Source organism: Prosthecodimorpha hirschii, assembly GCF_001305515.1.
Lineage (GTDB): Bacteria > Pseudomonadota > Alphaproteobacteria > Rhizobiales > Ancalomicrobiaceae > Prosthecodimorpha > Prosthecodimorpha hirschii.
Window position 1 is genome coordinate 4,636,334 of record NZ_LJYW01000001.1, and the last position, 21,712, is coordinate 4,658,045.

Annotated in this window: 18 protein-coding genes and 1 pseudogene; 8 read left to right on the plus strand and 11 right to left on the minus strand. The window is 71.4% G+C overall.

The features are described 5' to 3' along the window. Positions 1-229: 229 nt before the first annotated feature. From ABB55_RS20395 to ABB55_RS20425, 7 genes are all read left to right on the plus strand, one after another. Positions 230-934, plus strand: coding sequence for a sulfotransferase family 2 domain-containing protein (locus ABB55_RS20395; RefSeq protein WP_054360450.1), 705 nt, complete (start codon positions 230-232; stop codon positions 932-934). Positions 935-950: 16 nt separating this feature from the next. Then, the gene (locus ABB55_RS20400) at positions 951-2,108 is read left to right on the plus strand and encodes an acyl-CoA dehydrogenase family protein (protein ID WP_054360451.1); all 1,158 of its coding nucleotides are present in this window, start codon (positions 951-953) and stop codon (positions 2,106-2,108) included. 186 nt (positions 2,109-2,294) lie between these two features. Beyond that, positions 2,295-3,074 (plus strand): SDR family oxidoreductase, encoded by a 780-nt coding sequence (locus ABB55_RS20405; protein WP_054360452.1) that lies wholly within the window; start codon positions 2,295-2,297, stop codon positions 3,072-3,074. Positions 3,075-3,173: 99 nt separating this feature from the next. Continuing rightward, the gene (locus tag ABB55_RS20410) at positions 3,174-3,467 is read left to right on the plus strand and encodes a nucleotidyltransferase family protein (RefSeq protein WP_054360453.1); all 294 of its coding nucleotides are present in this window, start codon (positions 3,174-3,176) and stop codon (positions 3,465-3,467) included. Positions 3,468-3,647: 180 nt separating this feature from the next. Beyond that, a complete protein-coding gene (locus ABB55_RS20415; RefSeq protein WP_160321278.1) occupies positions 3,648-4,097 on the plus strand; it encodes a host attachment protein in 450 nt (149 codons plus the stop codon). A 213-nt stretch (positions 4,098-4,310) separates the two neighbouring features. Continuing rightward, the gene (locus ABB55_RS20420; protein WP_054360455.1) at positions 4,311-5,147 is read left to right on the plus strand and encodes a universal stress protein; all 837 of its coding nucleotides are present in this window, start codon (positions 4,311-4,313) and stop codon (positions 5,145-5,147) included. Positions 5,148-5,493: 346 nt separating this feature from the next. Beyond that, positions 5,494-8,220: a bifunctional acetate--CoA ligase family protein/GNAT family N-acetyltransferase gene (locus ABB55_RS20425; protein ID WP_054362198.1), complete on the plus strand. Its 2,727-nt coding sequence runs from the start codon at positions 5,494-5,496 to the stop codon at positions 8,218-8,220. A gap of 107 nt (positions 8,221-8,327) precedes the next feature. Here ABB55_RS20425 and ABB55_RS20430 read toward each other — a convergent pair whose 3' ends face one another. The 7 genes and pseudogenes from ABB55_RS20430 to ABB55_RS20455 form a co-directional block, all read right to left on the minus strand. Further along, entirely contained in the window at positions 8,328-10,769 is a 2,442-nt protein-coding gene (locus ABB55_RS20430) for a caspase family protein (RefSeq protein WP_152982118.1), read from the minus strand. 175 nt (positions 10,770-10,944) lie between these two features. Next, positions 10,945-11,382: pseudogene (locus ABB55_RS20435) on the minus strand (thiamine pyrophosphate-dependent enzyme); the annotation flags it as partial. A 92-nt stretch (positions 11,383-11,474) separates the two neighbouring features. Further along, positions 11,475-11,618 (minus strand): hypothetical protein, encoded by a 144-nt coding sequence (locus ABB55_RS30460; RefSeq protein WP_160321279.1) that lies wholly within the window; start codon positions 11,616-11,618, stop codon positions 11,475-11,477. Then, positions 11,615-13,057, minus strand: a complete 1,443-nt coding sequence (locus ABB55_RS20440) for a hypothetical protein (protein WP_054360458.1) — start codon at positions 13,055-13,057, stop codon at positions 11,615-11,617. The genes ABB55_RS30460 and ABB55_RS20440 overlap by 4 nt, the downstream gene beginning before the upstream one ends. A 375-nt stretch (positions 13,058-13,432) precedes the next feature. Further along, the gene (locus tag ABB55_RS20445) at positions 13,433-15,097 is read right to left on the minus strand and encodes a thiamine pyrophosphate-binding protein (protein ID WP_054360459.1); all 1,665 of its coding nucleotides are present in this window, start codon (positions 15,095-15,097) and stop codon (positions 13,433-13,435) included. 218 nt (positions 15,098-15,315) lie between these two features. Next, a complete protein-coding gene (locus ABB55_RS20450; protein WP_244472085.1) occupies positions 15,316-16,125 on the minus strand; it encodes a hypothetical protein in 810 nt (269 codons plus the stop codon). After that, a complete protein-coding gene (locus tag ABB55_RS20455; RefSeq protein ID WP_152982120.1) occupies positions 16,016-16,660 on the minus strand; it encodes a hypothetical protein in 645 nt (214 codons plus the stop codon). Before ABB55_RS20455 ends, ABB55_RS20450 begins: the two co-directional genes overlap by 110 nt. A 397-nt stretch (positions 16,661-17,057) precedes the next feature. On the opposite strand from ABB55_RS20455, the gene ABB55_RS20460 reads away from it, so the two are divergent. Further along, on the plus strand, positions 17,058-17,537 hold the full coding sequence (locus ABB55_RS20460) for a hypothetical protein (protein ID WP_152982121.1): 480 nt from the start codon (positions 17,058-17,060) through the stop codon (positions 17,535-17,537). A gap of 138 nt (positions 17,538-17,675) precedes the next feature. Here the strand turns inward: ABB55_RS20460 and ABB55_RS20465 are convergent, their stop codons facing one another. The 4 genes from ABB55_RS20465 to ABB55_RS20480 form a co-directional block, all read right to left on the minus strand. Further along, positions 17,676-18,353: a LutC/YkgG family protein gene (locus tag ABB55_RS20465; RefSeq protein WP_054360462.1), complete on the minus strand. Its 678-nt coding sequence runs from the start codon at positions 18,351-18,353 to the stop codon at positions 17,676-17,678. Then, positions 18,353-19,828, minus strand: a complete 1,476-nt coding sequence (locus ABB55_RS20470) for a LutB/LldF family L-lactate oxidation iron-sulfur protein (RefSeq protein ID WP_054360463.1) — start codon at positions 19,826-19,828, stop codon at positions 18,353-18,355. Before ABB55_RS20470 ends, ABB55_RS20465 begins: the two co-directional genes overlap by 1 nt. 68 nt (positions 19,829-19,896) lie before the next feature. Continuing rightward, the gene (locus ABB55_RS20475; RefSeq protein WP_054360464.1) at positions 19,897-20,667 is read right to left on the minus strand and encodes a (Fe-S)-binding protein; all 771 of its coding nucleotides are present in this window, start codon (positions 20,665-20,667) and stop codon (positions 19,897-19,899) included. A gap of 46 nt (positions 20,668-20,713) precedes the next feature. Next, positions 20,714-21,517, minus strand: coding sequence for an FCD domain-containing protein (locus ABB55_RS20480; RefSeq protein WP_054360465.1), 804 nt, complete (start codon positions 21,515-21,517; stop codon positions 20,714-20,716). Positions 21,518-21,712 lie beyond the last annotated feature (195 nt).

The window sequence follows — 21,712 nt, forward strand, 5'->3', positions numbered from 1 at the left end:
ACCGGTTCAGGCTCTTGAAATGGGAGCCTGCCCCCATGTGCGGGCGCACCCACCCGATCGGGACAGGCTCTGGCGAAGCCCGGATCAGTGCAACGGCGGTGACCCGCTGTCCAGTTCATGTTTTGCAGCCGTCCCATCACGCCGGCTGATGGGTCGGCAGCGCCCGAATCCCTATCGTGCCGCAGCCCGATCGGTTAGACATTCGGGAAACGCGCGGCGGTCAGGTTCCATGATCATCTCCCATCGGCATCGGTTCATCTTCCTCAAGACCGGCAAGGCGGCCGGCACCTCGATCGAGTTGTTTCTCTCGCGGTTTCTCGGCCCTGACGACATTGCGACGCCGGTCAGTGCGGAAGACGAGCCGAAGCGGGCGCCACTCCGCCCCACCAACTACCTGCGCGAGCCGGGTCCGCTCGGCTGGAAGCGCTGGGGTGCGCGACTGCCCGGACCCGTCGGGCGCTGGATCGGCCGACCGGACCGGCGCTTCGACTACTTCAACCACATCCCGGCCCGGCTGGTCCGCCAATATGTCGGCCACGACGTCTGGACGGGCTATTTCAAGTTCGCCTTCGAGCGCAATCCGTGGGACCGGCAGGTCTCCTCCTGGTACTGGGCGACCCGGCACCAGTCGGAGGCGACGCGGCCCGACTTCAAGACCTTCACGGCGGTGGAGGGGCGGCGCGTGCGCGGCTTCCCGATCTATTCGATCGACGGCACCGTCGCGGTCGACAAGATCGGCCGCTACGAGACGCTCGAAGCCGATCTCGCCGACATTCTCGCCCGCGTCGGCATCGATGCGCCCGTCGACCTGCCGCGGTCCAAGGGCGGGTTGCGCCCGGATGGGGACTATCGCCGGCACTATGACGACGCCACCCGCAGCCTGATCGGCCGCCACTGCGCACGCGAGATCGCCCTGATGGGCTACGAGTTCTGAGCGGAGCCGCCGAGCCATGGATTTCGCCCCGACCGAAGAGCAGACCCTGATCGCCGAAACCGCCCGGCGCATCGCCGCCGATCGGCTGGAGCCGCTCGCCGCCCGGCTCGATCGCGGCGAGGGCCGCGCCGAGTTCCTCGGCAACCTCAGCGAACTGGCCGCGCAGGGCTTCATGGGGCTCAATGTCCGGGCCGACTACGGCGGCTCGGAAGCCGGCACGATCGCCTTCGCGCTCGCCATCCAGGAACTGGCGGCGGGCTGCGCGGCGACGGCGGTGACCACCTCGGTGACCAACATGGCGGCCGAGGTCATCCAGGCCGTCGGCTCCGAGGAGCAGCGGGCGACCTATCTGCCGCGGATCTGCGACGGCACCTATCCGGCCGCGGCCTTCTGCCTGACCGAGGCCGGCGCCGGCTCCGACCCGGCCGGGATGGTTGCGCGCGCCCGCATGGAGGGCAACGAATGGGTGCTCGACGGGGCCAAGCTCTACATTACGTCCGGCGAATATGCCGGGCTCTACATCGTCTGGGCGGTGACCGATCCTGAGGCGCCGAAGGGCAAGGGCATCTCCTGCTTCCTGGTCGAGGCCGGCACGCCGGGGCTGGTCGTCGGCAAGGCCGAGACCAAGATGGGCCAGACCGGCTCGGCCACCAACGAGATCCGCTTCGAGGCCTGCCGGGTGCCGGCCTCCGCCCTGATGGGCCGGCTCAATGACGGCTTCCGCACCGCGGTCGGCGAGTTGGCGGGCGGGCGCATCGGCGTCGCCTCGCTCGCCTACGGCATCGCCCGGGCGGCGATGACGGCGGCCGAGCGCTACGTCAAGGAGCGCCGCCAGTTCGACCGCACCATCGCCGACATGCAGGGCGTGCAGTGGATGATCGCCGACCGGGAGACCGAGCTGGAGGCCGCCCGGCTCCTGATCCTGCAGGCGGCCTGGCTGAAGGAGAACGGCCGGCCCTTCGCGCGCGAGGCCTCCATGGCCAAGCTCTTCGCCACCGAGGCGGCGCAGCGCGCCACCTATACGGCGCTGCAGCTGCATGGCGGCGCCGGCTACATCCGCGACCTGCCGCTCGAGCGCCACGCCCGCGATGCGCGCATCACGACCATCTACGAGGGCACCAGCGAGATCCAGCGCCTGGTCATCGCCCGCGAGGTGCTGAAGGCGGTCGGCTGAACTGCACGGGCATCGGGTTCCGCAGGTCCGAGCCGCAGTGCTATACCGCTCCGGCCCGGACGCCCGGACCGGCCGCCCCCCCGGGGCGGCATGCGCAGGCGAGCCGGGGACCGTCCGCCCGCCGCCCCCGGCGGTGCGGGCGGCAGGACTTCCGTCGGGACGGACACGCGAAGAGGAACGGCAAGCATGGATCTCGGCATCAAGGGCCGCAAGGCGATCGTCTGCGCCGCGTCGAAGGGTATCGGACGGGCCTGCGCGATGTCGCTGGCGCGCGAGGGCGTCGAAGTGCTGATCACCGCGCGCGGCGTCGAGGCGCTGGAGGCGACGGCCGCCGACATCCGCGCGGCGACCGGCGCGATCGTCCATACGGTCGCCGGCGACGTGACCACCAAGGAGGGCCGCGCCGCCATCCTGGCGGCGATGCCCGACCCCGACATCCTCATCAACAATGCCGGCGGCCCGCCCGCGGGCGACTTCCACGACTGGGACGAGGCGACCTGGACCAAGGCCGTCGAGGCCAACATGATCACCCCGATCATGCTGATCCGCGCCGTGGTCGACGGCATGGCGGCGCGCAAGTTCGGCCGCATCGTCAACGTCACCTCCTCGGCCGTGAAGGCGCCGATCCCCGAACTCGGCCTCTCCAACGGCGCCCGCGCCGGCCTGACCGGCTTCGTCGCCGGCATCGCCCGGCAGATGGTCCGCCACAACGTGACCATCAACAACATGCTGCCCGGTCATATCGACACCGACCGGCTGACCGCCAACATCGCCGGCAACGCCGCCCGTTCGGGGCGCACCGTCGAGGCCACGCGCGAGGCGATGCTCGCCGCCAACCCGGCCGGCCGCTTCGGCACCGCGGAAGAGTTCGGCGAGGCCTGCGCCTTCCTGTGCTCCGCCCAGGCCGGCTTCATCGCCGGCCAGAACATCCTGATCGACGGCGCCCGCTATCCGGGCACCTTCTGACGGGTCGAGAACCCACGCCGGTGCGATCGTCCGCGGACGCGGTTTGGCGGTGTCGTCCCGCCGCGTCCTGCGCTAGTCTGCGGGTCGCAGGGGGTCACCATGCGACGCGACGAACTGATCGAGGGCATTCTGGCCGAAGCCGACGCCATTCGGGCTCTCGGGGCGACTGCGCTCTACATCTTTGGTTCCCGCGCCCGCGACGAGGCGCGGGACGACAGCGACCTTGACGCCTACGTCGACGTGGCGCCGGAGCGCTTCGGTCTTGTCGAACTCGTCCGGCTCGAGGATCTGCTGAAGTCTGCATTGCAGATTGAGGTGCAGTTGAGCACCCGGGACGCCTTGCACCCACGCCTGCGCGCCCGCATCGAGCGGGAAGCGGTGCGGGTCTTGTAGCGCTCATGAAGAGCCGGCTGCCGTTCCTGCCTGGACGCCGGCGTTACCGGGAGCGGCAGAATTGTGCTGCTTGTGCCGGTGTTCTGGTTGACGTTTGGGCAAGTGCTCAGCATTTGAGCGGGATCAACGCGCGGCGGCCGGCGACCGGATAATCTTCCTGCAACCATGCAGGAGGACATCATGCGACGCGAAACGACTTGGGTTGTGGTCGCCGACGGTGCGCGGGCGCGCATTCTGGAAGCGCTCGGGGTCGGTGCCGGGCTGCGGCAGATCGAAAACGGCACCATGGCCGGCAGCCGGGACCTCGCCTCCGAGATCGGCAGCGACCGGCCCGGACGGTCCTACGAGAGCGTCGGCGGCCAGCATCATGCCGTCGAGCCGCATACGCCGGTGCGCGAAAGCCTGGAGCGTGCCTTCATCGAGGCGGTGATCGACCGGCTGGTCGAGGCCAAGAAGGCCGGGCAGTTCGACCGTCTGGTCTTCGTCGCCGCGCCGCACGCGCTCGGCGCCTTCCGGGCGCTGGCGCCGGAGGCGCTGCAGCAGAAGGTGGTCGGCACGCTCGACAAGGATCTGACGCGCGAGCCCAACGAGGCGATCGCCGAAGCCGTCCGCGCCTTCGCGCCGGTCTGACGGCGGGGCCGGTGCCGTATCCCGGTGCCGTACCCCGCGGCTCTGCACTCCGTGCATAGCGCCGATCGGAAAAGACGGGGCTGGATGCGCGTGCCGCGGCCTTAGATTTGACGCGCATCAACGACCGTCATGTGGGTGCGCCTATGGTGCGCGGCGTCGGGGCAGATCCCGGACGGACGGTCCCAACGGCTTCCCGACACGAGGAGAATTTCCATGGCCATCAAGGATATCCTGCTTCTGCTCGATCTCGGACGCGAAGCCGGTCCCTCCGCGGCGGTCGCCGTCGACCTCGCCGCCCGCTTCCAGGCGCATGTCACCGGCGTGGCGCTCGCCATCGACCCGATCGTGCCCGGCTTCGTCGCCGCGCCGATCCCGGTCGAGCTGATCGAGGCCGCGCGCGACGAGGCGATCCGGACGGCGCAGGGCGCGGCCGCCGGCTTCGAGGCGCTGGCCGAGCGGACCGGCGTCTCGCGCGAGACCCGCATCGTCGAGGTGCTGATGGGCGGCGCGCCCGACAGCCTGCTCGCCAATTGCCGTCTGACCGACCTCGTCGTGGTCGGCCAGCAGGATTCCTCCGCTCCCGAAGCGATGCGCGAGGAACTGATCGAGGCCGCCCTGTTCGAAGGCACCGCGCCGCTCCTGATCCTGCCCTACATCACCCGCGGCGGCTCGATCCCGACCGGCAAGGTGATGATCGCCTGGGACGGCAGCCGCACCGCGGCCCGTGCGGTCCACCATGCCCTGCCGTTCCTGGCGATCGCCCAGTCGATCACCGTCGTGATGGTCGGCACCGCGCTCGACCAGCCCGGCGAGCCCGGCGCCGATCTCGCCACCTACCTGGCCCGGCACGGCTTCTCGGTCGATGTCGAGACCATCCCGGCGCCGGCCACCGGCGTCTCCGACGCGCTCCTCAACCATGCCGCCGACCGCGGCTTCGACCTCCTGGTCATGGGCGGCTACGGCCACAGCCGGGTGCGCGAATTCCTGTTCGGCGGCGCGACCCGCGGCATCCTCGCCAACATGACCGTGCCGGTCCTGATGGCCCATTGATCCCCTGCGGCGGACGCGACCGGCCCGTCCGGACGCGCGCCCGCCGTCAATAGCCCCTGCGGTGGACGGGTCCGGCTCCGGCCGGACGCGCCCGCCGCCAAAAGCCGACAAGGCAGCCCCACGGGGCCGGCCGGCCCGTCCGGGTCGGTCCGGCTACCGATGGGAGGTTCCGGGAACGAAGCGTCCGGTCCATGATGGATGCCGCCCGTCCGCGCCTGTCGGCCGATGCCGGCGGCGAGGCCCGGGCCGGAGGGTGAATGCCGGAGATCGTCGGCAACGCTGGGCCTCCGGGCCGCGTGCCGGGGCATTCCGGCGCCTTCCCGTTCCTCGATCCCCCGTGGGCGCCATGACGGTCCGCAATCTCGAAGGCCTCTTCACCCCGAAATCCATCGCCGTGATCGGCCCGGCCCGGATCGGTGCCGATGCCGCACGCCTGCTGGTCGAGCGGCTGACGGCCGGCGGGTTCCGGGGTCCGGTCGCGCTGGTCGGGCTGGAGCCGGAGGGCGCGCCCTTCCCGGGCAGTTCCGTGACGGCGGCCTCGCTCGCCGACTTTGCCGGCCCGGCCGACCTCGCCGTGATCGCCGCGGGCTCCGAAGGCGCACCGGAAACGGTCGAGCGGCTCGGCGCGCTCGGCACGCGCGCGGTGCTGTTTCTCGGCCGCGGCTACGACGAATGGCCGGCCGACCTGCTCCGGCGCACGCTCGAGGCCGCGCGACCCTTCACCATCCGCGTCGTCGGCCCCGGCAGTCTGGGGGTGATCGCGCCGCATGCCGGGCTCGATGCCAGCCTCGCCGCCCGCACGGTCGCCAAGGGCGATCTCGCCGTGATCTCGCGCTCGGCCGCGATGGTCAACGCCACGTTGGCGTGGGGAGCGGCGCACGGGGTCGGCTTCTCGTCGGTCGTCTCGCTCGGCCAGAAGGCCGATGTCGACGGCGGCGACCTGCTCGATTTCTTCACCCAGGACCCGCGCACCCGCGCCGTGCTGGTGCATCTGGAAACCATCTCCAGCCCGGCCAAGTTCATGTCCGCTGCGCGCGCCTGCGCCCGCACCAAGCCGGTCGTGGTGATCCGCTCGGGCAAGAGCCGGCAGCGCCGGCCGGAGGGCCGCACCCATTCGGCCCGCCTCGCCACCACGGACGCGGTCTACGATGCCGCCCTGCGCCGGGCCGGCCTGCTGAGGGTGACCTCGATCGACGAACTGTTCGACGCCGTCGAGACCCTGACCAAGGTGCGCAACGCCGCCTGCCGGGGCGTCGCCCTGGTCGCCAACGGCCGCTCGATCGCCACCGTCGCGGCCGACGAGCTCGACCGCCAGGGCGGCCGTCTGGCCGCGCTCGGCGAGGCCACCGTGGCGGCGCTCGGCGCCCATATCCGGCCGGGCACATTGGCGACCGACCCGATCGTGCTCGCCGACGACGCCGCACCGGAGACTTTCGGGGCGGCGATCGCGGCGCTGCTGGCCGATCCGGCGATCGACACCGTGATCCCGATCCATGCGCCGAACGCCTTCGTTCCGTCCTCCGCGGTCGCCCGCGCGGTGGTCGGCGCGGCGGCCGCGCAGGCCAAGAAGCTCGGCCGCAAGAAGGCGATCGTGACCGCCTTCCTGGACGAGAATCCCGAGACCCGCCAGATCGTGACCGGCGCCGGGCTGCCCTACCATCCGACGCCCGAAGAGGCGGTCCTCTCGACCGTCCACCTGATGCGCCACGCCGCCGCCCAGGAAAGCCTGATGGCGACGCCGCCGAGCCTGCCGGCCGATTTCACGCCCGATCCCGACGCCGCCCGCCGGCTGGTCGCCAAGGTGCTGGGCGAAGGGCGCCACTGGCTGACCGCCGTCGAGGTCGCGACGCTGCTGGCCGCCTACCGCGTGCCGGTCGCCCCGACCGTGCTGGCGCGCGACGCCGATGCGGCGGTCGGCGCGGCGCGCGCCCATCTCGCCCGCGGCGACAAGGTGGCGATCAAGATCGCCTCGCCGGACATCGCCTTCAAATCCGATGTCGACGGCGTCCGGCTCGGCCTCGCCGACGAGGACAGCGTGCGCCGCGCCGCCTTCCAGATGATGACGCGCATCGCCGAGGCCCATCCCGACAAGCGCGTCGACGGCGTCGTGGTGATGCCGATGGTCGAGCGGTCCGGTGCGCTCGAACTCATCATGGGCATCGCCGACGATCCGGTCTTCGGCCCAGTCGCGGTGTTCGGCCGCGGCGGGACCGCCGTGGAGGTGCTGGCCGACCGCGCGCTCGATCTGGTGCCGCTCGACATGAACCTCGCCCGCGGGATGATCGCCGAGACCCGCGTCGCGCGACTGCTCGCCGGCTATCGCAACCGGCCCGCCGCCGATGTCGACGCCATCGCGCTGACGCTGGTCAAGCTCAGCCAGCTCGCCGCCGACATCCCGGAGATCCGCGAGCTCGATCTCAATCCGATCCTGGCCGACCAGGACGGCGTCGTCGTGCTCGACGCGCGCATCCGGGTCGAGCCGTTGCCGACCCGGGCCGGCCGGCTCGGCCATCCGCGCCTGGCCATCCGCCCCTATCCGAAGGAATGGGAGCGGGACATGGCGCTGAAGGACGGCAGCCCGGTGCTGGTGCGTCCGGTCCGGCCCGAGGACGAGGCGCTCTATCCGGACTTCTTCGAGCATGTCACGGCGCGCGACCTTCGCTTGCGCTTCTTCGCGCCGATCAAGGAATTCACCCATGCCTTCCTGGCCCGGCTGACCCAGCTCGACTACGGCCGCGCCATCGCCTTCGCGGCGATCCTGAAGGAGACCGGGCAATTGCTCGGCGTCGTCCGCCTGCATGCCGATCCGGATCACCGCACCGGCGAATATGCCATCATGCTGCGCTCCGACCTGAAGGGGCAGGGGCTCGGCTGGAAGCTGATGAAGCTGATGATCGAATGGGCGCGTGCCGACGGCCTGGAGACGGTCAAGGGCGAGGTGCTGCGCGAGAACACCACCATGCTGGCCATGTGCACCGCGCTCGGCTTCTCGGTGAAGAGCTCGCCGGACGACGAGAGCATCGCGGTCGTCACCCTGCCGGTCGATGTCGCCGACCAGCTGGCGGCGGAATAGCGCGGCCGACGGCGCCTCCGCCGAACCGGCGGCGGCCCCTCAGGGCTTAAGCCGGCAGCGCCGTCCGGGGCTTCCGGCGGGCCGGGCCGTCGATCCGGACGGCGCGCTCACTTCTCGACGCGGTTGAGATAGTAGTCGGCGCCGCCGAGGGTGCCGTAGACATGGGGCTCCTGGCCGTTGGCGGTCAGGGCCAGCACGTCGTCGCGGACGAGGCCGAACAGCTTGCGGACTTCGACGACCGGCTTGCTCATGGTCTTGGCGAGCGCGGTCGCGAAGGGACTGTTGGCGGCGCCGGCGCCGTCCTGCGCGGTCTGGCCGCCCTTGGCGGCATAGACCACCAGCGTGCCGCCGGGCGGCTCGATCTGGCGGGCGAGACCGCGGGTGCCGACCGAGCGGGTCGCGACACGTTTCATCGACTGGGCGAAGGGATTGTCCCGGCAGGCGTCCAGGATCACGATCCGCATCAGCCGGGCGTTCTGCACCGTATCCAGCACCCGGTTCAGGCTGACCGCCTCGTCGCCGATGCTGCGGTCGCTCTTCAAGCCGGCATCGACGGGCACCAGCCAGTTGGTCCCGTCGACCTCGATGCCGTGGCCGGCATAATAGACCAGCGCCCAGTCGGCCTTGTCGGCCTCGTCCTCGAAGGCGGTCAGGGCCGCCAGGAATTTCGACCGGTCGGCATCCGAGACCGTCTGCACGAGGTCGAAGCCGGCAGCCTTCAGGCTGTCGGCGACGAGCTTCGCGTCCTTGGCCGGGTTTTCGAGCCCCGGCACGCGGGTATAGGCGCCGTTGGCGATCACCAGAGCGACGCGACGCTCCTTGGCGACCGAGGCCGGCAGCAGCGAGACCGGGGCGGGCGGGGGCGGCGGCGGGGCGACCGCCACGACGACCGGGGCGGGGGTGGGCGCCGGTGTCGGGGCCGGTGCCGGGGCAGCGGCGGGCGCACCACCGGCGCGGAAGGCCGCTTCGATCGCCTCCAACTCGGCCCGCACGGCCGGGTCCGCCGGGGCCAGTTTCTGCGCCTTGCGGATTTCGAGCGTCGCCTGGGCGAGATGGGCGATCGGGTCGGCCGGGTCGAGTGCCGCGGTGCGCCGATGCGCTTCGGCGGCGAGCCGGTAGGCCTCCGGCGTCTCTTCGAGCCGCGCCGCACGGCCGGCCTCGGTGATCACCGAACCGACATCGCCGCGGGCCCGCAGCGCTTGGGCCTTGGCGAGGTAGCAGGGTGCGCAGCGCGGGTCCTCGCGCAAGGCGCGATCGGCCCACCGGATCGCATCGCCGGGCGCGCCGGCGGCCAGCGCGACGCGAGCGGCCAGTTCGTAGAGATAGACCTCGATCGCGGCATCCGGTGACGCCGGATCCTTGCCGGTCGCGTCGCGGATCATCGTGGAGGCGGCGGCCAGAGCGCCGGCGCGATCGCCGCTCGCGTGCTTCAGCAAGGTGCGGCCATAGCCCAGCAGGCTGCGGCCGAGCGAATCGCCCGTGGTCAGCGAGGCCTCCATCGTGGAGATGATGAGCTCGGCCCCGGGCAGCACCTTGCCGGCCTCCAGCGAGGCCATCAGCCGGATCGCCGCATAGAACTGCTCGTCCTCCGCCCGCCCCATCAGTTCGGTCTTCAGATCGGGCACCTTCTGCAGTTCGGCATCGAAGCGGTCGATGGCCGCGACCGCTTTGGGCCAGTCGTTTTCGGCGGTGGCCTGAAGCCCGTCGAAGACGGCGCGGACGATCGAGGGCGGGATCTTGTCCTTGGCCAGATCCTTTTCTAAGTCGGCCCGCTCCTGCTGGATCACGGCGGTGTTGCCGGTCAGGAGCGCAAACACCGTCACCAGTTCGTGCGGACGCTTGTCCGATTCGGTGGCGATGAAATCGGCGATCTCCTTCGGATCGCGCGCCACCGACGCCAGGATGCCGCAGCAGACATCGGTCCCCTGGACGGTCATGGCCGCGTAGATGTTGCGCGGAAAGGTGTAGGCGGGTGATGCCGAGCGCAGCGCCCGGACGGTCTCCACGGAAGCGTCGAACTCTCCCGCCCAGGCCTGGGCACGCGCCCGTCCCATTCGCGCGGCATATTTCTGATGCTCGTTGGCTTCGAGCGTGTCGAGGATCGGATAGGTCTCGCGCGGCCGGTCGAGCGCCAGCAGGGCGCGATACTGGCGCCACAGGAGGTCGCTGTTGTCCGGCCAGATCTCCAGCATCTGCTTGATCACAGGAAGCTGGGCGGCCGGGTCGGGCAGCAGGGACAGGAGCGCTTCGCCGGCCTTGATGCGCTGGTCGTAGGTGGCCGAGCGGTTGTCGAGCATCAGCTCGCAGGTCCGCATCCGCGACGCGTTCGGTTCGCTGGCGCGCTGGCACGTGGCGAGATCGCGCTCGATGATCTCCTTCGGACCGAAGGTCGGTGTCGGGGCCGGGGCCGGGGCAGGGGCCGGAGTCGGCGCCGGGGTTGCCGCGGCGGCGGGCGCCGGCGCGGGCTTCGGCTTCGTCGCCGCCAGGGCCGGACCGGCCAGCGCCAGCACGGCGGCCAGGACGGCGGGGGCCAGGACAGTGGGGGCCAAAACGGCGGCGGCCAAAACGGCGAAGAAACGACGGAAGCGGGACGATCGGCCGATCATCGAAGACCCCCCGGGGCTGCGGACCGGGCGGTATCATGACAGTCTATGTATAAACCGCAATGTGGCCTCGTCAGGCGGCGCGCCGTCGGCGGACCTCACGCGCCTCGCGATGCGGGCGTCAGCGGCTGCCGCGCAGCTTTTCGATGGTGGTGGTCGGCGTGATGCCTTCCGGATCGACCTTCAGATGCAGCAGCGCCGGGCGGTCGGCGGCGAGCGCGGCATCGAGCGCCGGGGCGATCTGGTCGGTCGTCTCGATGGTGAAGCCGAGTGCGCCGTAGGAGCGGGCCAGCGCGGCGAAATCCGGGTTGACGAGGTCGGTGCCATGGACCCGGCGCGGATATTCGCGCTCCTGGTGCATGCGGATGGTGCCGTAGATGCCGTTGTCGACCAGCACCACGACGATGTTGGCGCCATACTGCACGGCAGTGCCGAATTCCTGCATCGACATCTGGAAGTCGCCGTCGCCGGCGAAGCAGATCACCGGGCGGTCGGGGAACTGCAGCTTGGCGCCGACGGCGGCCGGCAGGCCGTAGCCCATCGAGCCGGAGGTCGGCGCGTCCGCCGACCCGACGGCGGCGCTTCAGGACTTGAGCCGGCAGGGCCGTCCGGGGCCTCCGGCGGGCCGGGCCGTCGATCCGGACGGCGCGCTCACTTCTCGACGCGGTTGAGATAGTAGTCGGCGCCGCCGAGGGTGCCGTAGACATGGGGTTCCTGGCCGTTGGCGGTCAGGGCCAGCACATCGTCGCGGACGAGGCCGAACAGCTTGCGGACCTCCACGACCGGCTTGCTCATGGTCTTGGCGAGCGCGGTGGCGAAGGGACTGTTGGCGGCGCCGGTGCCGGGGCAGCGGCGGGCGCACCACCGGCGCGGAAGGCCGCCTCGATCGCCTCGAATTCGGCCCGCACCGCCGGATCGGCCGGCGCGAGCGTCTGCGCCTTGCGGATTTCGAGCATCGCCTGGGCGAGATGGGCGATCGGGTCGGCCGGGTCGAGTGCCGCGGTGCGCCGGTGCGCCTCGGCGGCGAGCCGGTAGGCCTCCGGCGTCTCTTCGAGCCGCGCCGCACGGCCGGCCTCGGTGATGACCGAGCCCATGTCGCCGCGGGCGCGCAGGGCGCGCGCCTTGGCGAGATAGCAGGGCGCGCAGCGGGGATCCTCGCGCAGCGCCAAGTCGGCCCACCGGATCGCGTCGCCGGGCGCGCCGGCGGCGAGCGCCACGCGGGCGGCCAGTTCGTAGAGATGAACGTTGAGCGTGGCATCTGGTGAAGCCGGGTTGCCGACCGAGTCGCGGATCATCGCCTCGGCGGCCGCCATGGCCCCGGCGCCGTCGCCCTGCGCATGCTTCAGCAGGGTGCGGGTGTAGCCGAGCGACCGGCGTCCGATCGGGTTGTCGATACCGACCATGCCTTCGGCCGCGGCGATGACCAGGTCGGCCCCCGGCGGCACCTTGCCGGCCTCGAGCTCGACCAACAGCCGTAGCCAGTCGTGATATTGCTCCTCCCTCCCCTCCGGCCCGTTCATCGCTTCGGCCTTGTAATCGGGGTTCTTCAGCAATTCCGCATCGTAGCGGTCGAGCGCCTCGATCGCCTTCGCCCAGTCGTTCACGGCCGTGGCCTGCACGCCGTCGAAGATCGCCCGGATGGCGCCCGTCGGGACCTTCTCCTTGGCGAGTTCCGTTTCGAAGTCGGCCCGTTCCTGCTGGATCAGCGCCGCATTGCCGGTCAGGAGGGCGTAGAGCATGACGGTCTCGTGCGGACGCTTGTCCGGCGCGGCGGCGATGTAGTCGTCGATGGTCTTCGGTTCGCTCGCCGTCCAGGCTTTGTCACCGCAGCAGACGCCGAGATTCTCCGCCGCCATGGCGGCGTGGAGGTTGCGCGGGAAGGCATAGGCCGGCGACGCCGAGCGCAGCGCCCGGACGGTCTCCACGGAAGCGTCGAACTCTCCCGCCCAGGCCTGGGCACGCGCCCGTCCAAATCGGGCGGCGTATTTCTGATGCTCGTTGGTTTCGAGCGTGTCGAGGATCGTATAGGTCTCGCGCGGCCGGTCGAGCGCCAGCAGGGCGCGATACTGGCGCCACAGGAGGTCGCTGTTGTCCGGCAAGATCTCCAGCATCTGCTTGATCACCGGTAGCTGGGCGGCCGGCTCGGTCAGCAGCGTCAGGAGGACCTCGCCGGCGTCGATGCGCTGGTAGTCAGTGGCGGAGCGGTTGTCGAGCACCAGCTCGCAGGTCCGCATCCGCGACGCGTTCGGTTCGCTGGCGCGCTGGCATGTGGCGCGATCGCGCTTGATGATCTCCTCCGGACCGAAGGTCGGTGTTGGGGCCGGGGCGGGGGCCGGAGTCGGCGCTGGTGCCGGACTTCCGGCAGCGGCGGGCGTTGGCGCCGGCTCCGGTTCCGTCGCCGACAGGGCCGGACCGGTCAGCGCCAGCGCGGCGGCCAGGACGGCGGGGGCCAAAACGGCGGCGGAAAGACGGCAGCGGGACGATCGGCCGATCATCGAAGAGCCCCCCGGGCTGCGGACCGGGAGGCATCATGACAGTCTTTGCAGAGACCGCAATGTCGCGGCGGCAGTCGTCACGCCGTGGACGTCACGGCCTCGCGATGCGGGTCGTCAGCGGCTGCCGCGCAGCTTCTCGATGGTGGTGGTCGGCGTGATGCCTTCCGGGTCGACCTTCAGGTGCAGGAGCGCCGGGCGGTCGGCGGCGAGTGCGGCATCGAGCGCCGGGGCGATCTGGTCGGTCGTCTCGATGGTGAAGCCGAGCGCGCCGTAGGAGCGGGCCAGCGCGGCGAAATCCGGATTGACCAGATCGGTGCCATGGACCCGGCGCGGATACTCGCGCTCCTGATGCATGCGGATGGTGCCGTAGATGCCGTTGTCGACCAGCACCACGACGATGTTGGCGCCATACTGCACGGCGGTGCCGAATTCCTGCATCGACATCTGGAAGTCGCCGTCGCCGGCGAAGCAGATCACCGGGCGGTCGGGGAACTGCAGCTTGGCGCCGACGGCCGCCGGCAGGCCGTAGCCCATCGAGCCGGAGGTCGGCGCGGCCTGGGTGGCGTAGCGGCGGAAGCGCCAGAAGCGGTGCACCCAGGTGGCGAAATTGCCGGCGCCGTTGCAGAAGATCGCGTCGTCCGGGAGCACCGCGCGCAGATGCGCGATCGCGGCGCCGGTCTGGACCGGGCCCGGAATGGCCGGCAGGGTTTCCGACCACGCCCGGTAGTCGGCATGGGCGGCGCGCGTCCAGCCCGACCAGGCGATCTCGCCATGCGGCGGCTGCAGGCTCTCGGCCGCCCCGGCGAAGGCGGCCGGACTGGCGTTGATGGCGAGCGTCGGCCGGTAGACGCGGCCGAGTTCGTCGGCGTCGGCATGGACATGGACCAGGGTCTTGCCGGTCTCCGGGATGCCGAGCAGCGTGTAGCCCTGGCTCGGCATCTCCGACATGCGCCCGCCGACGATCAGCAGCAGGTCGCTCTCGTCGATGCGCGCCTTGAGCTTCGGGTTGAGGCCGATGCCGACATCGCCGGCATAATGCGGGTCGAGATGATCGAACAGCATCTGGCGGCGGAACGAGCAGGCGACCGGCAGGTCGAAGCGCTCGGCGAAGCGGGCGAACTGGCGCACCGCCTTCTCGCTCCAGCGCGAACCGCCCAGGATGGCGAGCGGCCGCTCGGCCGCCCAGAGCCGCTTCTGCAGGTCCCACATCAGATTGAGGCCCGGATGGGTCTCGACCTGGACCCACGGCTCGGCCGCCACCGCGGCGGCGGTCTCGACCAGCATGTCCTCGGGCAGCACCAGCACGACCGGGCCGGGCCGGCCGGAGGTCGCCTGGTGGAAGGCGCGGCTGACCATCTCGGGGACGCGGTCGGGGCTGTCGATCTCGGCGACCCATTTGGCGATCGAGCCGAACACGGCGCCGTAGTCGAGTTCCTGGAAGGCCTCGCGGTGCCGGAAGCTGCGCTCGATCTGGCCGACGAACAGGATCAGCGGGATCGAATCCTGCCGCGCCACATGCAGGCCCGCCGAGGCGTTGGTGGCGCCGGGGCCGCGCGTGACGAAGGCGATGCCGGGCCGCCCGGTCAGCCGCCCGGTCGCGTCCGCCATGAAGGCGGCGCCGGATTCGTGCCGGCAGACCACGGTGTCGATCGGACTGTCGTGCAGGGCATCGAGGACCGCCAGGTAGCTTTCGCCCGGCACGCAGAAGACGCGCTCGACGGCATTGGCTTCGAGCGCCTGGACGAGCAGGCGGGCACCGGTGGTCTGGTTCGATGTCATGAAAAGGCGATCCGGGTCGGCAAGGGGAATGGGGTCGAGGCCCTTCTAGCGCCACTCGGCCCGGACGGAAACGCCGAAACGCGGGATTGGGCATTCCCCGGCCGCGAATCTCGTGCGCGCCGAGCCCCATCCGGCCCCGTCCGGCCCGAGACGGCCCCGGTCGGCCCCCGAAGCGCCGGCGGAATCGCTCCGGCGCAGGTCCGATCCCATCGACCCGCTCAGGCCGCGGCGCTGCCGGGATGGTGGCGGTCGAAGGCCTCGGTCGCCGCGCTCGGATGCCAGACCGGCCGGTAGCCGGCCTTCAGGGCCATCACGGTCGAGGGCGGCGTGACCAGCGTGACGAGGCGACTTTTCTGCCGCGGCAGCGGCGGACCCCAGCCATGCGGCGACCAGGGCAGCATATAGGGGCCGCGCACCGCGAAGATCTGACGGTCGGGGCCGTCCGAGGCGATCGCCGCCCCGTCCGGCAGCGTGTCGATGAAGGCGACGTAGAGCCGCTTCTCGCGGCGGTCGCCCGGCTCGGTGCCGACGCGTTCCTGATGCAGGATGGCGTCCATGTGGCCGGCGGCGGGCGGCGCGGCGAGGCCGTTGCCATGCGCGAAGGCGGCAGCGAAATCCTGCGCCGCCTGCCGCCGGCATTCGAAGCACGGGCGGTGGCCGGCGGCGAGCGCCGTCACCTCGTCGAGGAAGAAGAGTTCGGTATAGCTCTCGCCCCAGACCGTGCGGCGGCGCTCGCGAAAGGCGATCTCGCAGCAGATCCAGGCTTTCGAGACCCAGCGCCGCGCCGGCACCAGTTCGCGGGTCCCGGGATCGTGGATGCGGCCGCCGCGATTGCCCATGAACAGGCCGCGGGCGGCGCTGCGGAACAGCGCGCCGAGCGGGTCGACCCGGTTCTGCAGGTGGCCGTCGTCCCCGTCCTCACCAGCCGCCGGGCGATCCGGCGCCGGAATCGATGGGGCCGCCGCCTGCGTCTCCGCCGTGGAAGCCGGCGAAGTCCGGCGCCGACGATCCGTGGGTGTCCGTGCCATGGTGCTCGCCTCCGTCGCTGTCGCCGCCCGGCCCGGCGTCTCCGGCCGGCTCCGGGCCATGAGTGGCCGGCCCGGCCTCGTGCTGGCCCCCGGCATCGCCATGCGGGGCATGATATCCGCCCGCATCGCCCAGGCCGTGATCGCCCTGGCCGTCATTGCCTGGGCTGGAATCGCCCGCACCGGCATGGCCGTCCATGGCGTGATCGCCGGCGCCGTGATCGCCCGCGCCGTGATCCTGCGCGCCCTGGCCGGCGCCCGGTGCGGCATGGGGATCGGCGCCGGCATCGCCGGGCTGTCCCTCCTGGTCGCCGGGCGCGTCCGCGGGCGCATCGTGGGCCGGTGCCGGCGCCGCGTGACCGCCGTGGCGGGCGAGAATGTCGGCGCCGATCAGCACGCCGCCGGCCGCGGCAGCCGCCATGGCGGCCGCGTTGCCGGAGGTTGCCGCGGCCGCAGGCTGCGCCGGTCCCGCCGGGGCCGGAAAGTTGCCCCCGCTCATGGCCGTCGACGGGTCGACCGGCCCGTGCGGACCCGGCACGGGCCTCGGCTCCGGTTCCCGCTCCCGCCTGCGTCCGAACCAACGCTCGAACCAATTCGCCATGCCGCCAGCCCTGTTCCGGCCGCGCCCCTGGACGCCGACCGACCACGAAACCGGCGCCCGCCGCCACGGTAAGGCCACGGGTGCCGCTCAAGCCTTTGACTTTCGAGCATTTCCCTTTCGCACCGGTGAATCCGGCCGGAACGGACCTGCTCGCACGCGCAAATGTTAACGCGCGACTGTGGCCCGACCGAGACTTTTCCGGTTCACGCGGCGCATTCTTCGGGGTGGCAAACGCATTGCAGGCCGACGGGCTGCCGCCCCGCCTCCGCAACCGGCGCGATTGTGCCATCGTTAACCATACCGCACGCCCGAAAGCGGCGGCGGAGACGAGGGGGTGGCGATGGCAATCACCGAGACGTTCACCTACGGCGCGGCCTGGTGTGCCGTCGCCATCTCGGGCGGCATGGTCCTGCGCACGCTCGGGCGGGTCCGCGATGTCGGCTCCGCCCTGGCGGCGACCAGCCTGGCCTTCGAGATCCTGTTCGGCGCCGGTGCGCTCGGCGTCGCCGCGCATTTCCTGCGCACGGGAGAGCCGATGCCGATCGCCTGGTTCGGCAGCGGCGCCGCGGCCGGTTCTGCCACCGGAACCGGGGCGGGCGGCGGCCCGGCCGCTGCGGACGGCGCCCATCCGGTCGGCGGCGCCGTCGTGCCGGCCTGGCCCGCGGCAACCTGGCCCGCTTCGACCTTGCCCGCTGCGACCTTGCCCACGGCGACCTGGCCGGCCGGCCATGACGGTCTGGCGCCGACCGGCCGGCCCTGCGGCGCCGCCGCGACCGATGCCGGTCACGGCGTGACCATCTGCCTCGCCCCTTGAGTCGGGGCCCGGCCGGCGCAGTCCGGCCGCAACCCCGGCTTCCGGCGCAGTCCGGCCGCAGTCACGGCTTCCGGCGCAGTCCGGGCGCAGTCCGGCCGCAGCGGCGGCTTCCGGGGCGGCCCGGCCGCCCGGGGACCTTCAGTCCTGTCCGCCGACCACGAGGATGTGCAGGCTGCGCGGGCCATGGGCGCCGAGCAGGATGGTCTGCTCGATGTCGCCGGAGCGCGACGGCCCGGTGACCATGTTGACCGTGCGCGGCATCACGCCCTTGCCGTAGACCCGGCGCAGCCGGTCCCAGACCGTCTCGGTATCGCCCTCGATCTCCTCCGCCCGGACCACCACGATGTGGTATTCGGGCAGGAAATTGAGCGTCGTCGGGTTGTCCTCGCCGGACACCAGCACCAGCGTGCCGGTCTCCGCCACGCCCGCGAAGGCATGGCTGAGCCCGACCATGTCCTGCCCGTCCGACGGGCCGACCGAGACGGCGAGCTGCGGTTGTCCGTCCCAGGGCAGGGCGGCGAGGCGCGGGTCGGCGCCGCGGCGTAGGGCCGCCGGCAGATTGCGGCCGCGCAGATAGTCGGCGACCGCTTCCGGGATCGCCTCCGCGTCGGCGACGCGCGCCACCGTGCAGTTGACCCGCTCGGCCATCATGGCGAAGAGGCGCGTCCGTTCGGCCGGCGGCAATTGTCCGCGCTTGGGGATCAGGCCGCGTGGCGGACGCATCAGCCGGTCGGAGACCGTGGCGCGACGGTCGATGTCGGTCGCGGCAACGCCGAGCGAGCGGCGGATCCGGGAGAGAATGGCGTCGCGGCTCATCAGTGACCCTTGGCGGCAGAAGCGGGAGCGGGGGACTTGGCGGCCTTCGCGGCCTGGCGCGCCAGGCGTTCGGCCCACAAGTCGTGGAAGGTGCGGCCCTCCGGCGCCGGCAGGTCGCGGTATTTCGTCCAGCCGCCGGCCATCGGCATCGTTGCGAAGCGGCCGCCGGCGCGGCGGCCGAGCCAGCCGAGCAGGTTGGCGGCAACGCCGGTGGCGAGCCGGTAGAGCTTCGGCCGGCGGGCGAAGAAGGCCCACAGGCCGAGCCCCCAGCGCGCCGCGGCCGGGTTCAGGTGCCGTTCGAACTCGCGCTCGCGCCAGTGCCGCATCATCTTGGGCAGCGGGATGCGCATCGGGCAGACGCTCTCGCAACGGCCGCAGAAGGTCGAAGCGTTGGGCAGGTGGCCGGCCTTGTCGACGCCGACCAGCGAAGGCGTCAGCACCGAGCCCATCGGGCCGGGATAGACCCAGCCATAGGCGTGGCCGCCGACCGAATGATAGACCGGGCAGTGGTTCATGCAGGCGCCGCAGCGGATGCAGCGCAGCATGTCCTGGAACTCGGTGCCGAGCATCGCCGAGCGGCCGTTGTCGAGGATCACGACGTGGTATTCGCCCGGCCCGTCCGGGTCTTCCGGCCGGCGCGGGCCGGTCGAGAAGGTCGTGTAGCAGGACATGTCCTGCCCGGTCGCCGAACGCGCGAGCACGCGCAGGATCTGCGCCACGTCGTCGAGCGTCGGCGTGATCTTCTCGATCGAGGCCAGCACGATATGGGCCTTGGGCAGCGTCTGGGTCAGGTCGCCGTTGCCCTCGTTGGTGACGATGATCGAGGTGCCGGTCTCCGCGACCAGGAAGTTCGCGCCCGTGATGCCGACATCGGCGGTCAGGAACTCGCGCCTGAGCACCGCGCGAGCCTCGCCGAGCAGGGTGGTCGGTTCGGTCAGGTCGCGGTCGGTCGCCAGATGGGTATGGACCCGGCGGAAATCGGCTTCGACCTGTTCCTTGGTGACGTGAACCGCCGGGGCGATGATGTGGCTCGGCCCCTCGTTGCGGATCTGGATGATGTATTCGCCGAGATCGGTCTCGACCGGCCGGACGCCGTGCTCCTCCAGGTAGTCGTTGAGGCCGATCTCCTCGGCGATCATCGTCTTGCCCTTGGTCACCGTGCGGGCGTCGAGGCGCCGGCAGATGTCGAGCACGATCGCGCGCGCCTCCTCGGCCGTCTCGGCCCAGTGCACATGGCCGCCGGAGGCGATCACCTTGCGCTCGTAGGCCTCCAGATAGAGGTCGATATGCGCCAGGGTGTGGTTCTTGATGTCGCGGGCCCGGTCGCGCAGGGCCTCGAACTCCGGCAGGCGGTCGGCCGCAGCCTTGCGCTTGTCGATGAAGCCCTTCTCGACATGCCCGAGCGCCTTCTGCAGGTTCGGGTCGTGGAGCGCGTGGGCGGCATTGTCCTTGAAGGCGGGCGAGGTCAGCTGCATGGCGGCCGTTCAGGTCTCCAGGGGCGGAAGGGAGCGGGGCGAAGGGTCGGCGAGGGACGGCTCAAGGTTCAGCGCCCCTCGCCGATGGCCGGGCCCTTGGCGCCGGCGAGAATCTCGGCGACGTGGCGGGCCTCGACCGGGCTGCCGGCGCGCTTCAGCTTGCCGGCCATGTTCATCAGGCAGCCGAGGTCGCCGGCGACCAGCGTGCCGGCGCCGGTCGCCGCGATGGTGGCGACCTTCTTCTCGACGATGTGGTTGGAGATGTCCGGATACTTGACGCAGAAGGTGCCGCCGAAGCCGCAGCAGACATCGGAATCCTGCATCTCCTTGACGGTCAGGCCGTCGACATGGGCGAGCAGGCGGCGCGGCTGCTCGCGGATGCCGAGTTCGCGCAGGCCCGAACAGCTGTCGTGATAGGTCACGGTGCCCTCGAAGCGGGCGCCGGTGGTCTCGACGCCGAGCACGTCGGCGAGGAACGAGACCAGTTCGAAGGTCTTGGCCGAGAGTGCCTCGGCGCGCGCCTTCCAGGCCGGCACGTCGGCGAAGAGCTCGGCATAGTGCATCTTGATCATGCCGCCGCAGGAGCCGGACGGCGCGACCACGTAGTCGTAGCCCTCGAAGGCCTTGATGACGCCCTCGGCGAGCGCGCGCGCATCGGCCCGGTCGCCGGAATTGAAGGCCGGCTGACCGCAGCAGGTCTGCGCCGCCGGCACGTCAACGTCGCAGCCGGCATCCTCCAGGAGCTTCACGGCGGCGAAGCCGACCGAGGGCCGGAACAGGTCGACCAGACAGGTGACGAAGAGGGCGACGCGCGGCCGGCGTGCGGGGGCGGTGGACATGGGCTTCGGGTTCCTGGTCGGCTTCGGGGACGGGACGAAAGGGGTTTCAGGCGGGCCTTGCGGCCGGGCGGTTGGCACGCAGGCGGCGGCTGTCGAGCAGTTCCAGGCGCAGGGCCGCGCTGTGCGCGCGGGTATCGATCCGCTCGACCTCGCGCGTGGTCGCCTCGACATAGTCGATATGGTCTTCGGCGGCGCGGCGGGCGCGCTCCGGGTCGCCGGCCAGAATCGCCGCATGGATGGCGAGATGCTGGGTCATCAGTTGGGTGCGCGCGGCATCGCGCCCATAGAGGCGGGAGCGGTGGTAGAAGACGCCGTCGGCGAGCAGCCGGTAGCAGGAGCGCAGCGTGTGCAGGAGCACGATGTTGTGCGCCGCCTCGCCGACCGCGGTGTGGAATTCCAGGTCGAGCGCCGCCTCGTCCTCGGCGATGCCGGCGGCGTGCGCGGCCTGCATGTCCTCGATCACCCGGGTCAGGATCTCGCGGTCGGCCGCGGTCGCGCGGGTGGCGGCGAGCGAGGCCGACCAGCCTTCGATCGCGCGGCGGAACTCCAGATAGTCGGCGACGGCCTCGGGGTAGCGGCGGATCAGGTCGACCACGGGTTCGGAGAAGACCGCACCGATCACGTCGGCCACATAGGTGCCCTCGCCGTGGCGGGAGACCAGCAGGTGGCGGTCTTCCAGCGTCTTCAGGGCCTCGCGCAGGATCGGCCGCGACACGTCGACCTGGGCCGACAGTTCCCGCTCGCCCGGCAGCCGGTCGCCCGGCCGCAGGATGCCCTGCAGGATCAGGAGCTCGATCTGCTCGGCGACCGCGTCGGCGGTGCGGTTGTGGGTGATCTTCTCGAACACCATCGCTACAGGAACACCATCGCTTCTCGAACGGCGTCGCGACCGTCGCGGGATCCGGCCGGGCGCCGGACGCGATCGGACCGATCCGGCCAGATTAGACCCGACGGCGCCGCTGGTCAATTTTCTTGTCCACTGTCGCCTGCGGCGATAGTCGTCTTCGGCAAGGGGCGCCTGCGGCGATGGGAACCGGCGCCGCCA